General features: G+C 58.0%; 12 protein-coding genes. 3 read left to right on the top strand and 9 right to left on the bottom strand.

The window, feature by feature from the left end; genetic code table 11:
* Positions 1–31: 31 nt before the first annotated feature.
* The 5 genes from K3752_RS10285 to K3752_RS10265 all read right to left on the bottom strand — a co-directional run bounded on the left by K3752_RS10285 (position 32) and on the right by K3752_RS10265 (position 4,705).
* Positions 32–940, bottom strand: coding sequence for a hypothetical protein (locus K3752_RS10285; protein WP_260063177.1), 909 nt, complete (start codon positions 938–940; stop codon positions 32–34).
* A gap of 198 nt (positions 941–1,138) precedes the next feature.
* Positions 1,139–1,933, bottom strand: a complete 795-nt coding sequence (locus tag K3752_RS10280) for a lytic transglycosylase domain-containing protein (RefSeq protein ID WP_170458696.1) — start codon at positions 1,931–1,933, stop codon at positions 1,139–1,141.
* Between the two features lie 16 nt (positions 1,934–1,949).
* Positions 1,950–2,786, bottom strand: coding sequence for an amino acid ABC transporter substrate-binding protein (locus K3752_RS10275; protein WP_260063176.1), 837 nt, complete (start codon positions 2,784–2,786; stop codon positions 1,950–1,952).
* Positions 2,787–2,928: 142 nt separating this feature from the next.
* Positions 2,929–4,335, bottom strand: a complete 1,407-nt coding sequence (glnA, locus tag K3752_RS10270) for a type I glutamate--ammonia ligase (protein WP_260063175.1) — start codon at positions 4,333–4,335, stop codon at positions 2,929–2,931.
* 31 nt (positions 4,336–4,366) lie between these two features.
* Positions 4,367–4,705 (bottom strand): P-II family nitrogen regulator, encoded by a 339-nt coding sequence (locus tag K3752_RS10265; RefSeq protein ID WP_093962420.1) that lies wholly within the window; start codon positions 4,703–4,705, stop codon positions 4,367–4,369.
* A gap of 169 nt (positions 4,706–4,874) precedes the next feature.
* On the opposite strand from K3752_RS10265, the gene K3752_RS10260 reads away from it, so the two are divergent.
* The 3 genes from K3752_RS10260 to tig all read left to right on the top strand — a co-directional run bounded on the left by K3752_RS10260 (position 4,875) and on the right by tig (position 9,415).
* Positions 4,875–6,467 (top strand): NAD(P)H-hydrate dehydratase, encoded by a 1,593-nt coding sequence (locus K3752_RS10260; protein ID WP_260063174.1) that lies wholly within the window; start codon positions 4,875–4,877, stop codon positions 6,465–6,467.
* Between the two features lie 308 nt (positions 6,468–6,775).
* A complete protein-coding gene (locus K3752_RS10255; RefSeq protein ID WP_260063173.1) occupies positions 6,776–7,897 on the top strand; it encodes a porin in 1,122 nt (373 codons plus the stop codon).
* Positions 7,898–8,083: 186 nt separating this feature from the next.
* Complete coding sequence (tig, locus tag K3752_RS10250) at positions 8,084–9,415, top strand: trigger factor (RefSeq protein ID WP_170338051.1); 1,332 nt, start codon at positions 8,084–8,086, stop codon at positions 9,413–9,415.
* Between the two features lie 225 nt (positions 9,416–9,640).
* Here tig and K3752_RS10245 read toward each other — a convergent pair whose 3' ends face one another.
* The 4 genes from K3752_RS10245 to rplI form a co-directional block, all read right to left on the bottom strand.
* Positions 9,641–10,504 carry an acyl-homoserine-lactone synthase gene (locus K3752_RS10245; protein ID WP_260063172.1) on the bottom strand — a complete coding sequence of 288 codons (864 nt, stop codon included), beginning with the start codon at positions 10,502–10,504 and terminating at the stop codon, positions 9,641–9,643.
* 95 nt (positions 10,505–10,599) lie between these two features.
* Positions 10,600–11,301: a LuxR family transcriptional regulator gene (locus K3752_RS10240; protein ID WP_170338055.1), complete on the bottom strand. Its 702-nt coding sequence runs from the start codon at positions 11,299–11,301 to the stop codon at positions 10,600–10,602.
* Positions 11,302–11,527: 226 nt separating this feature from the next.
* Positions 11,528–12,010, bottom strand: coding sequence for a lytic transglycosylase domain-containing protein (locus tag K3752_RS10235; RefSeq protein WP_170372326.1), 483 nt, complete (start codon positions 12,008–12,010; stop codon positions 11,528–11,530).
* Positions 12,011–12,159: 149 nt separating this feature from the next.
* On the bottom strand, positions 12,160–12,780 hold the full coding sequence (rplI, locus tag K3752_RS10230) for a 50S ribosomal protein L9 (RefSeq protein ID WP_170358738.1): 621 nt from the start codon (positions 12,778–12,780) through the stop codon (positions 12,160–12,162).
* Between the last annotated feature and the right edge of the window lie 10 nt (positions 12,781–12,790).

Here is a 12,790-nt window from a genome sequence, read left to right as displayed (position 1 = left end):
GGCCTCCAAGGAGGGTCTTCTGGTAATTCAGTTACAGTCCGATCGCATTGGCGACATCGGCAAAGGCACCACTTGAGTTCAGCGACACGATGGCGACCGTATAGGCCAGGACCTGAGTGTTCAGGCGAAAGTCTTCGCCCCGGATGAGGTTCACAGCGGCCATCGACAGAGCGATCGGCGCCGACAGGCTGGCCACGGCACCGGTCAGGGCCCAGCTGGTCAATCGCAACGCGTCACTGGGCCGGTCTTCATCGCCATCCGTCGCGGCCGTTGCATCGGAAGCGGGTGCGTCGGCCTCGTCGGAACGGAAGGCGATGCTGAGCAATTGCTCATCGGTCAGTTGAATCGGGCGCGGCGGCTTTGCCGGTGATTTGACGGCTTCATGGTCATCAGTTGCAGCGGGCTCAAGGCCCGCGAAGGGTCCGCTGACCGCCTCGAACGCTTCGCGGCGGTTCCGCTGCTTGCGTGGCATCAACGAGTCAAACGCGCCCATGAACTGTTCGATCGTCAAAACGGTTTTCGGCGACAGCCATTCCACACGTTGCGTCGAGCAGATGTCGACCATCCGATACAGCATGACGACAAGCATCAACTCGGAAATCTCGGTGTCATCCACCAGGCCGGAAACAGGCGAGACCGAAATCACCAATCGGTTGCGCGGTCGTGCCGCCGATGGGCGCACCATGGTCTTCAGACCAACCGTACGGTCCAGACGCCCATAGCGGTCGCTGGTCTCCCGGGGTTCGGACTCGAGGGTCAAACGGACCAGGTACTGGCTGGACACGATGGTTGCCTCGGTCTGGCTCAGCAGGGTCTTGCGTTCCACAAGATGCCCGTAGTCCTCAAGAGTTGCCACCACAATATGGCCGAACCGCTCCAACGCGCCGTTCGTGTCGCCGTTGAATTGCAGGCCACCGTGGTATCTGTGCTTCGTGGTCACAGTCTTGCCCTCTGCCGTACGAATACTGAACCAACACTCTAGTTGGTGATGAGGGTCAAATTTTGACCATATTGCAAAAAAATGAATTTTTGCGACGATTGATTACGCTTTGGAAACCAAGAAATTAGAGCTTTCCGCCCGACACTGTGGCAGCAATGTGGCGGAATTGAGTGCGGCGGTCAGGTTGCTGACAAAGCCTCAGTTGTCGATTCGAGCGGCCATGATCGCAATTGATTTTTGGTAAACCGATGCGGCGTTCCATTGCTGGATCACCGCAAAATTCGGTTCGCCGGGTTGATAGCCGCGGCCGGGTTTCCACCCTTTCTGCCGAAGAAAATTTGCGGTTGAGGCCAACGCATCCGTCATGTTGTAGAAGTCCACGCGCCCGTCACCCGTGGCGTCCACGCCATAGGTCAGAGCATTGCCGGGCAGAAACTGGGTGTGGCCCAACTCGCCATGTTTTGCCCCTTTTGTTGCCACCGTGATCGCCCCCTGATCGACCAGTTTCAGCGCTCCGATGGCATGGGGAACAAAGAAGTCGGACCGGCGACAATCGTAGGCCAGTGTTGTGATTGCGGAAACAACCTGGCTGTCGCCCATGAAGTTTCCGAACCCGGTTTCCATGCCGTGAATGGCAATCAGAACGCCGGCCGGTACACCGTACTGACGCTCCAGCGCCGCGTAGAATTCCGGGTTTCGGGCCTTTCGCTTGCGCCCCTGGGCCACGATCGTATCCGCCCCTCGGACCTTCATGAACTTGTCGAGGGAATATTTGAAGCTTTTCTGCCCCCGATCCGCGGCGATGGTTCGCGTGGCGTATTGGGTTTGCGCCAGAGCCTGAAGTCCTTTTTTCTTTACTCCGGCTTTGCGCGCCTGCTTGGCAAAATCGGCCTTCCAGGCTTCAAAACCAGCGCCTGTGTTCCCGCAGGGAGCGGACTGCGCCGCCATGGGTGCACTCAGTGCAATGAAAACGGACAGGACCGTAAGGCGCATGGGGACCTCCTGAAAATCAGGGCAGGGTGGGTGCGATAACGTACAGGGCTTTCAGGGCTTCGCTGGGTTCAATCCCGGGCAGTGCAGCGCGAAAGATCTCTTCCATCGTGCCTTGGGCATACATCTGCGACAGGATCTCGTCGACCATCAGGCGAAAGTCATCATCGCCGCGCGCAAGGGCCAGGCCTTGCTTTTCAATCGTCAGAATCTCTTGCGAGATTTTGAAGTCGTCCTTCAATCCGGCTGCCAGATAATTCACCAAAAGGATGGATTGGTCGGCGAAATAGGCGTCGATCTCTCCGTCCCTCAAAGCCTTGATCCCGTCGGGATGTGAGGCGAACCGAACGAGCTTTGCCTCGATCCCCGCTGATCCGAACGAGTTGAACACGGCTTCTTCGGTGGTCGTGCTGCTGCGCATGCCGACTTTCTTGCCGGAAAGCGATGCCATCGTGGTTTCCGCATCTATCGGCAGCAAAACGGATGTTCCGTCCACGAAGATCGGGATCGAAAAATCGACGGTTTCCCGCCGCGACAGTGTGATTGTCGCCGCGCCGCACAACAGGTCGATCTGGCCAGAGGCGACCATGTCAAAGCGTGTATCCGACTGCACCGGAATTAACTGTGCGGTGAGGTCATCCGCACCCAGTCGGCTGGCGATGGCTCGGGCAACCTGATCGCAGACCATCACGGACAACCCGTCGGGTCGCTCCTGGTCGTTGATGTAAGAAAGCGGGGCGGCATCTGTCCGAAACCCAAATCGGATTTCGCGGGTTTCTTTGATCCGGTCGATCGTCTGCGCCGCAGCGCCTGAAACAAGAAGTGCAGCAGAGAGGGTCAGGGCGAGAAGGCGCATGAATAATCCTGATAATTGAATTGATCTTCAGCCTAGCGGCAAAGGCGCCTGTCACAAAGGGAAATATGGGGACCCTGCAGCACTGAAAAGGGGCGCCCAACAGGACGCCCCCAAGGTCTTTTCATTGGACTTCCGACCGGGGTCAGCAGCTGTAGTACATGCCGTATTCGACCGGGTGCGGCGTGTGCTCGTAGGTTTCGACCTCTTCCATCTTCAGTGCGATGTAGCCGTCGATCTGGTCTTTGGTGAACACGTCGCCCTGCAGCAGGAAGTCGTGATCGGCCGCCAGGCATTCCAGCGCCTCGCGCAGGCTGCCGCAGACGGTCGGGATACCGGCCAGTTCTTCGGCGGGCAGATCGTACAGGTTCTTGTCCATGGCTTCGCCCGGATCGATCTTGTTCTTGATGCCGTCCAGGCCGGCCATCAGCAGTGCCGCAAACGCCAGGTAGGGGTTTGCCGACGGATCGGGGAAACGGGCCTCGACGCGCTTGGCTTTCGGCGATTCAGTCCACGGGATACGGACGCAACCCGAACGGTTACGAGCCGAGTAGGCGCGCAGAACGGGCGCTTCAAAGCCCGGGATCAGGCGCTTGTAGCTGTTGGTCGACGGGTTGGTGAAGGCGTTCAGGGTCTTGGCGTGCTTGAGGATGCCGCCGATGAACCACAGGGCTTCGTCTGAAAGGTCGGCATATTTGTCGCCTGCAAACAGCGGCTTGCCGTCCTTCCAGATCGACATGTTGACGTGCATGCCGGTGCCGTTGTCACCCGCGATCGGTTTCGGCATGAAAGTGGCCGATTTGCCGTAGGCGTGTGCGACGTTGTGGATGACGTACTTGTATTTCTGCAGCTCGTCCGCCTGCTTGGTCAGGCTGTCGAAGATCAGGCCCAGTTCGTGCTGGCACGAGGCCACTTCGTGGTGGTGCTTGTCGACCTTCATGCCCAGACGCTTCATGGTCGACAGCATTTCCGAACGCAGATCCTGGGCTTCGTCGATCGGGTTGACCGGGAAGTAGCCACCCTTGACGCCCGGACGATGGCCCATGTTGCCCATCTCGTATTCGGTGTCGGTGTTCCAGGATGCATCGGTTGCATCAACTTCGTAGGACACCTTGTTGATGCTGTTCGAGAAACGCACGTCGTCGAACAGGAAGAACTCGGCCTCGGGGCCCATGTAAGCCACGTCGCCAACGCCCGACGACTTCAGGTAGGCTTCGGCCTTCTGCGCGGTGCCGCGCGGGTCACGCTCATAGGCTTCGCCGGTATCGGGTTCCACGACCGAGCAGTGCAGGCAGATTGTCTTTTCCGCATAGAAGGGATCGACATACGCGCTTTGGGTATCGGGCATCAGTTTCATGTCCGATGCTTCGATCGACTTCCAGCCGGCGATGGACGAACCGTCGAACATGAAGCCTTCCTCAAGGAAGTCTTCGTCGACCTGGTCGGCCATGACGGTCACGTGCTGAAGCTTGCCACGCGGATCGGTGAAGCGGATGTCGACATATTCGGCACCCTCGTCTTTGATCAGCTGAAGAACTGCGTCCTTGCTCATTACTATGTTCCTCTAGATTGCAGAATTGGTTTTACAGCGCGTCCGAGCCGGTCTCACCGGTCCGGATGCGAATGGCTTGTTCAACGGAAGAGACAAAGATCTTGCCGTCCCCGATCTTGTCGGTCTTGGCGGCCGACACGATGGCTTCGATAGCCGCATCGACCTGATCGGCATCCAAAACGACCTCGACTTTGACCTTGGGCAGAAAGTCCACCACATATTCCGCGCCGCGGTACAGTTCGGTGTGTCCTTTCTGGCGTCCGAAGCCCTTGACTTCGATCACGCTGAGGCCTTGGACGCCAACGTCCTGCAGGGCCTCTTTCACTTCGTCCAATTTGAACGGCTTGATGATCGCTTCGATCTTTTTCATCCGGGCTCACCTCGCATGGTTGTCAGAATGGCAGTGATCACGTCTAAGATCGGGCGGCAATGCGATTGCCGAATTGACCGTCTGCTGGTGAAGGGATTCTGGGCGGTGGGCCAATTATTAGGCAAGTTGCACAAAAAGTAATCAGATTTGAATCGCGCGAGGGTTTCGGATGCCAAAACTGTTGAGTTCGTCCCAGATGAGGGCGGCTGAACGCGCCGCAATCGAATCCGGCCTTGTCACCGGCCTGGAACTGATGGAGCGCGCAGGTCGCGGTGTGGTCGAGGCCGTCTTTGAAACCTGGCCTGACCTCGCGGCCGGGTCCGGCCGGGCCGTTGTGTTCTGCGGGCCGGGCAACAATGGCGGCGACGGTTTTGTAGTTGCGCGCATTCTGAAAGAGTGGGGGTGGGTCGTGGACCTCTTCCTGTTGGGCGACCCCGAGAAGTTGCCTGCAGACCCGCGGGCGAATTATGAGCGCTGGTGCGCGATGGGTTCGTGCCATGGGCTGTCCGATGACGCGCTCGATGCCTACGCAGCGGCCTGTTCGGATACTGTTCTGGCGGTTGATGCCTTGTTCGGAACCGGGCTGACGAGACCGGTAGCCGGGCTGTCCCGGACCATGCGTAAATTGGGCCAGTGGAAAGCGTCACAGTCTGAAGGTGGTTGCCCACGTGTCGTCTGTGTGGACATTCCCAGCGGCCTATGTGCGGACAGTGGTCGGCGTCTGGTGTCAGAGGGATTTGCCCCCGAAGACTGCGCCGTTTCGGCCAACCTGACGGTGACGTTTCATACCGCAAAGCCGGGCCATTATCTGGCCGAGGGACCAGAGTGCTGTGGCAGGATGTCCGTTGTCGATATCGGTCTGCCGGCTCTGTCAGTTGAAGAAACGCCAGATCAACGGCCGAGCGTGTTGTTGGGCCCCGAAAATCTGCCTGATCTGCGGAAATCGGCTCTCGATCACAAATACGGCCACGGTCATGCGCTGATCCTGACAGGCGACACAGGTAGAACAGGTGCCCCGCGATTGGCTGCCCGCGGAGCGTTGCGCGTGGGCGCTGGTCTTGTCACGCTGGGTGTACCTCCCGCCGCATTGCAGGAAGTCGCCAGCCAAGTCACCGCGGTCATGATTGAGCAGATCGCAGGCGCGGATGGGTTGGCCATTGCATTGCGGGACCAACGCCTGAACGCGCTGTGCCTGGGGCCCGGATTGGGCCTGGACAAGGCACGATCGCTGGTCCCTGTGGCGCTGGAGTCCGGAAGACCAACAGCGCTGGATGCCGATGCTCTTTCGGCATTTGCCGAGGATCCGGCGTCACTGATGAAGATCCTGCATGAAAACTGCGTCCTGACACCGCACGGCGGCGAATTCGCCCGTCTGTTCCCCGATATCTCGGCCAAGCTTTCCTTGCACCCCAAGGATGGCCCAGCTTTCTCAAAGGTTGATGCCGTGCGCGAGGCGGCCGGCAGGGCAGGTTGCGTGGTACTTTTGAAGGGACCGGACACTGTGATTGCGGGTCCGGACGGTCGGTGCTCGATCCATTCAGCCCACTATGATCGGGCCGCGCCGTGGCTGGCGACCGCAGGAGCGGGCGACGTGTTGGCGGGTTTTTTGACCGGGCTGCTGGCACGTGGATTGCACCCGCTGAATGCCGCCGAAACCGCCGTCTGGCTTCACGTGGAGTGCGCGCGCGCTTTTGGCCCGGGATTGATCGCGGAAGACCTTCCCGAGCAACTGCCCGGTGTGCTCAAACGTCTTCAGATATGAAGTTCTTGCGTGTTCCCAAGGCGCAAGGCTAGAATATCGGCAGGATTTTGCTGTCAAGACTGCGCAAATGCATAGCGAGTGTTTGCCAAACGCATGGCCGGATGGCAGAATTCTCTTGCGGGCCGTCTGAAGCCTGCATGCGTTTGTTGTTAAAATATTGATAACACGGACATTTTGCTTTGCTGCCACTTTGTCTTTGTGGCGGATTTGCAATGATCGAGCTGAATGGCGTAGGGGCCTCTGGAACCGGACAGTTCCACTGAACATCTGGGCAGTACCTGAAACCCGAACCTTTCATGGTGAGTGCTATGACATTGAATATCAAACTCTCCTCAGTCGCCGCTGTTCTTGCGGCCACCACGGCCATCCCCGCCGCGGCAGAGCTGAAATACGAGAACAACAGCGGTGGCTATGTTCTGCTGTATGGGCAGTTCAACCCGGCAATCATCTCGGTTGACGACGGCCAAGAGACCGATACCCGGCTGCTGGACAACGACCTGTCCAACAGCCGCGTCGGCCTGAGCCTGATGCAGCCGTTTGGCCAGAACGAATTCACCTTCCGCTTTGAAACCGCGCTGGGTCTTCCGAACTCCAGTGAGTGGAACCAGTTGGGCACCGATTTCAGCGGCTGGACCCGGGAAGACATTCGTCACGTGGATTTTGCGCTGAAAGGTGGCTGGGGTAAATTCTGGGCCGGTCAGGGCAGCATGGCGTCTGACGGTGCAGCGGAAACTGACCTGTCTTATGTCGGCACCGCGCTGTATTCGTTCACCAACGATGAAAACTCGGGCTTCTTCTACCGCGGAACCGACGGAACCCTCAGCGACATCACCGTCGGCGACTCCAGCAGCAACTTTGACGGCGCGCGCCGTGGCCGCGTGCGATATGACACGCCGGATTTCAGCGGCTTTTCGGCCAGCTTCGCCTATGGTCAAAACATCCTGTCCAGCAGTGATGACGACGACTATTACGACGTTGCTCTGAACTACAACAACACCTTTGCCGGTGGTGTCGAGTTCGCGGCAAGCGTGGCCTATGCGGTGCGTGATTTCGACGACGGTTCGGGCGACCGTGAAGACACGATCGGCTCGGCATCGGTACTGCTGCCCAGCGGCTTCAGCTTCACCGCTGCTGCCGGTACCAGAAACAACGTGTCGGGCGAAAGCGATCCCAACTTCTGGTACACTAAGATCGCCTATGAAGATAATTGGGTGTCCTGGGGCAAGACCGGTATTGGCATCGACTACTATGATGGTTCCGATTTCAACACGGACGGCTCCAGCACCGAGTCCTGGGGTATCGCAGTGGTGCAGCGCATCGACAGCATCAACACCGACGCCTACCTGAAATATCGCAACCACGACTTCAACGACGGGACGTCGTTTGACAAGAACGAAGCTTGGGTCCTGGGGGCCCGCTGGAAGTTCTGATCCCGACGTTGTTTTGAATTCATGGCGCCCCGGCTTTGTCCGGGGCGTTTTTTGTGGGGCAGGGTGGCAAAACAAGGCCAATCTGGCACCTTGCCCCTTGCCCTTCGGCGGCTAGGCAAATAGAAGGCGTCAAATTTGCCCGGCGCGCCCGTTTTGCGCGCCCCGAATCCTATGGGGACTACCAGAATGCAGGTTACCGAGACGCTGAACGAGGGTCTGAAACGCGGCTACAACATCGTTGTCACCGCCGCCGAGCTGGACGAGAAGGTCAATGAGAAACTGATCGAAGCTCAGCCGGAAATCGAGATGAAAGGCTTCCGCAAGGGCAAGGTTCCCATGGCACTGCTGAAGAAGCAGTTTGGCCAGCGCCTGTTGGGCGAAGCAATGCAGGAAACCATCGACGGTGCTATGAACAAGCACTTCGAAGACAGTGGTGATCGTCCGGCGCTGCAGCCTCAGGTCAAGATGACCAACGAAGACTGGAAAGAAGGCGACGACGTTCACGTCGAAATGTCCTATGAAGCCCTGCCGGAAATCCCCGAAGTTGACCTGAAATCGGTCGAGCTGGAGAAGCTGGTCGTCAAGGCGGACGACGCGGCCGTGGAAGAAGCCCTGCAGAACCTGGCTGAAACCGCTCAGGATTTCAAAGCCCGCCGCAAGGGATCAAAGGCGAAGGAAGGCGATCAGGTCGTCATCGATTTCGTCGGCAAGGTTGACGGCGAAGCCTTCGAAGGCGGTTCGGCCGAGGATTACCCGTTGGTGCTGGGCTCGAACAGTTTCATCCCCGGTTTCGAGGACCAGCTGGCTGGCGTGAAGGCTGAGGAAGTCAAAGACGTCACCGTTACCTTCCCCGAGGAATACGGTGCCGAGCACCTGGCCGGCAAAGAGGCCGTGTTTACCTGCACCGTCAAAGAGGTGAAAGAACCTGTTGCCGCCGAGATCAACGACGAACTGGCACAGAAGTTTGGCGCTGAGGATCTGGCTGCGTTGAAGGCACAGATTGCCGAGCGTCTGGAAGCCGAATACGCGGGTGCGTCGCGCGCGGTGATGAAGCGCGCGCTGCTTGATGCGCTGGACGAGAAAGTGTCGTTCGACCTGCCGCCGACCCTAGTCGAAGCCGAAGCCAAGCAGATCGCGCATCAGCTGTGGCATGAAGAAAACCCCGAGGTGACCGATCACAACCACGATGAGATCGAGCCGACCGAAGAGCACAACAAACTGGCTGAGCGCCGCGTGCGTCTAGGCCTGTTGTTGGCCGAGCTGGGCCAGAAGGCTGAAGTCGAAGTCACCGACGCTGAGATGACTCAGGCGATCATGAATCAGGCTCGCCAGTACCCGGGTCAGGAGCGTCAGTTCTTCGAGTTCGTTCAGCAGAACGCTCAGATGCAGCAGCAACTGCGCGCGCCGATCTTTGAGGACAAGGTTGTGGACTACGTGGTCGAGCTGGCCAAAGTGACCGAAAAGGAAGTCAGCAAGGAAGAGCTGCAGAAGGCAATCGAAGCCCTCGAAGAGGAATAAGCCGCGTTTTCAGGTCGGTCCGGGTGCCGCCGCACCCGGCCGGTCAAACGGCGATTGTCCGGACAGAAAGAAATGAAATCAGGCCCTCTTCGGAGGGCCTTTTTTGTTGCTGCCGAGAACCGGAACGTATGCGTCAGCGGCGGATCGGTTGCAAAAATTAGAGCGGAGCCGCCTGGAATGAGACGGCTCCGCATGGGTGGCTTTTGGACTTATGAGGTGAGGGGGTCAGGCCTCATGAGCAAAAGCACGGGGGGTTTGCAACAGAGCGGTTTTCTGCTCTGGGGTAAATCGGTCCGACAGGCTCTCGATCAATTTGAGTACGGCCTGGACCTCTTCTTTCGTCGTCGCAGCATGCATCTGCTCGACGAAGTATTTCTCAAGATCGGTCAGTGGCTGGTGGTCAAGATTGGCGGCACCGGCCTGTGCCGTCTTGGCTTGATGACCCGAATTGAACAGTTCGAGCGCCTTATCGTCGGTCAGGAACACGTCGTAGTCGATACTCGAATACTCGCGGATCGATTGGATACGCTCGTCCGAGCAATCCATCAGAGCGGCCATTGCGACCACTTTGCCCATCGGCTTGGCCGTTCCGACATAGTCGTACGGAGCATTTCCGGACCGTTGCAGCACCCGGTTCATAACCGGATCAATGACCGCGACCGAGTCGAGCACTCCAGCTTCCTGGGCGTATTCGAATGACCCAATCATGACCTCGCTGGTCACGTAGGATACGGAATTTTTGCCACGTCCCCGGCCGAGCCGTTTCGTGTCGACGCAGAACCGCGTGGCCTCCCAGACCTGGGCGCTGCGGATTGGCGGCTCGCCATCAAGGATCGAGCTGAACACATCGGCCAGCATGTGCGGGCCGGTCGTCTGCAAGAGGCGCATGCACCCAACGACGTCCCCCTCGTCGTTGATGCTGACCACGTGTGCAGGATTGAGCGAGTCGAACTGATCGAATTCGCGCCCGTCCTGGATGTTCACTTCCCAGCCCAAGCGATCCCCGAACACGCGTGCGCGCAGCTTGAACATCTCATCCAAGACGTCTTTGAACTTATGCTGGTTGATGCCATCAATAACGATGATCATTCCATCCCCCTACAGTTTGGTTACCGTAAGGAGCAGATTAACCAAGTTTCGAAACAAGACTATTGGGGATATCCCGTATTTTTCTGCCTTAATTGTTAACCGGGGTAAATTAACCCCAGACCAATGGCACGGCCGATCGCCTGGGCGGTCGTAAGTGCGCCCAGTTTCTCTCGCCCGGAACGCATATGCACCTCGACCGTCCGGTGCGAAATGCACAGAATATCTCCGATATCCTGCTGGGATTTGCCCTCGGCGACCCATTGCAGGATTTCTTTTTCGCGCGAGGATAGGGTCGGAAGGTATAGAGCCTTGGCCAGAAGGCCAGATTGCATGACGGTGTCATGCGCGTGAACCGCGGCCATCTGCAGGTCACCCATCACGTGCTTTTTAAGCTTTTTCCATTCCTCGTCCGTGCAATCCTTGGTTACGCTGAGCAAGCCAGTTTCGCCATAAGGCCCCCGAACCGGAACTGTCAGGCCGCGGTCGGTGATCCCGAAATCATGAGCGTCGCGGAACACCGCGTTGAACTTGTCGTCGTGATTAAAACGGCCCCAGTCCACCGGCGCGATGCTGAGCGCCGACTGATACAGGGTGGGATCAAGGTGATGGTAGCCTTGCGTGGCGTAGTGGATCTTCCACTCATCCGGGTAGTTTGCGTAACCTTGGACGTCACCATTCACGGGATGGGTCGTCGCATAGGACGCATAGTCGAATCCAAGTTCGTTGCAGACAGAATTAATTATGTCGTAAGCCGACCGTTCATCATGATCAATTGTGGCCAAGTCAATAAGTTTCACTCGTCCAACCTTTGTCCCATCGGCATTTTCCCCGAAAAATGCCGTATCTGTCCGTATCACAGCCTACGTTGCGTCAATCTGAACAGATTGCGCAACCCATTTGTACATATCACATGGAGTTATTGGGTGCTAATGGCAACAGACAACCTCCGGATTACTTCATCCTGTGAGGTATTCGCGGTCAAATTGAACGCTGTATAGACCGATGTCGATTGCCCCATTTACGCTATTCGGACCGCAAGCCGGTTTCAACCAGCATTCCGCGAGCCTTGGCTTCGGGGTAGTACCCCTTTGCATAGAGGAAGATCGCGCGCTGCTGGTCGCCGTCGGCCAGCATCCAGGCCCCGCGAAGATACTTGCCCGCATATTCCAGATTGGTGTCCGCATCCAGAAGCCCCTTGGCGTCGCCCTTGTAGCCCATCGAACGAGCGGTGGCGGGAAGGATCTGCAGCAGGCCGTAATATGGCCGGTTCGTCGCCCAAGGGCGATGCGTGCTTTCGCGGATCGCCAGCTTATGGACCAGTTCCCGCGGCAGTTCATAGTGATCAGCCCATTTGTTGATCGACTCGCGCAATTCAGGCGTTTCGTTAGGGTAGAGCGGCGGCTCGAATGCCTGTTCCTTCGTCGCTTTGCCAGACGGGTCGCTGCAGGCGGCAATCGGGGCAGCCAGAAGCACTGAAAGCAATATTCGACGCAGGACCTTTGCCATGCAACTTCTCCGGGTTGTTACGCGGCTGGATGATACGAAAGTGGCCCCGGGTCGCAAGTCCGGCGCGCTGCGGCGGCCAAATATTGCCAGTAGAAAGAAAAAGGCCGCGCAATGCAGCGCGGCCTTTAAGATCAACAGACCTGATCGGATCAGGCTTTGGGTTCGTCTTCTTCGGTCGAAGCATCGGCGGCAACCAATTCTTCGTCTTCCGAAGCGGCCGAGCCGATGTCGTCGAACAGTTCCGCGATTTCAAAATCTGCGGCGGCCTCTTCTTCAGCGGCCAGTTCCTGGATCGACTTGCCCGATGCCTGAAGTTCGGCTTCTTCTTCCGAGCGGGCAACGTTCAGTTTGATTTCGACCTCGACCTCGGGGTGCAGTTTGACGGAAACCGTGTGCAGACCCAGCTCTTTGATAGGCGAGACCAGAACGATCTGCTTCTTGTCAACGGTGAAGCCGGCAGCGGTTGCGGCATCGGCTGCGTCACGCGGGGTGACCGAGCCGTACAGCGCGCCGGCGTCCGATGCCGAGCGAATCACGATGAACTGCTGACCGTCCAGCTTTTCAGCCAGAGCTTCAGCTTCTTTCTTGGTTTCCAGGTTGCGGGCTTCCAGCTGTGCTTTCTGGGCTTCGAACGAGGCGATGTTGGCCTCGGACGCGCTCAGCGCTTTGCCTTGCGGCAGCAGGAAGTTGCGGGCGTATCCGGGCTTGACGTCGACGACATCGCCCATCTGACCCAGTTTCGCAACGCGTTCCAGAAGGATAACTTGCATATCAGTCTCT

Origin of the sequence: Ruegeria sp. B32, from assembly GCF_025141855.1 — a bacterium.
GTDB lineage: Bacteria > Pseudomonadota > Alphaproteobacteria > Rhodobacterales > Rhodobacteraceae > Ruegeria > Ruegeria arenilitoris.
The sequence above is the reverse complement of the archived record's forward strand: the minus strand, read 5'-3'. Positions and strand labels throughout refer to the sequence as shown.

Bases quoted from the DNA above. Each gene is read 5' to 3' on its own strand.
- K3752_RS10265 (WP_093962420.1), bottom strand. From the start codon at position 4,705: ATGAAAAAGATCGAAGCGATCATCAAGCCGTTCAAATTGGACGAAGTG.
- K3752_RS10235 (WP_170372326.1), bottom strand. From the start codon at position 12,010: ATGGCAAAGGTCCTGCGTCGAATATTGCTTTCAGTGCTTCTGGCTGCC.
- K3752_RS10260 (WP_260063174.1), top strand. From the start codon at position 4,875: ATGCCAAAACTGTTGAGTTCGTCCCAGATGAGGGCGGCTGAACGCGCC.
- K3752_RS10255 (WP_260063173.1), top strand. From the start codon at position 6,776: ATGACATTGAATATCAAACTCTCCTCAGTCGCCGCTGTTCTTGCGGCC.
- K3752_RS10275 (WP_260063176.1), bottom strand. From the start codon at position 2,786: ATGCGCCTTCTCGCCCTGACCCTCTCTGCTGCACTTCTTGTTTCAGGC.
- K3752_RS10280 (WP_170458696.1), bottom strand. From the start codon at position 1,933: ATGCGCCTTACGGTCCTGTCCGTTTTCATTGCACTGAGTGCACCCATG.
- glnA (WP_260063175.1), bottom strand. From the start codon at position 4,335: ATGAGCAAGGACGCAGTTCTTCAGCTGATCAAAGACGAGGGTGCCGAA.
- rplI (WP_170358738.1), bottom strand. From the start codon at position 12,780: ATGCAAGTTATCCTTCTGGAACGCGTTGCGAAACTGGGTCAGATGGGC.
- tig (WP_170338051.1), top strand. From the start codon at position 8,084: ATGCAGGTTACCGAGACGCTGAACGAGGGTCTGAAACGCGGCTACAAC.
- K3752_RS10245 (WP_260063172.1), bottom strand. From the start codon at position 10,504: ATGATCATCGTTATTGATGGCATCAACCAGCATAAGTTCAAAGACGTC.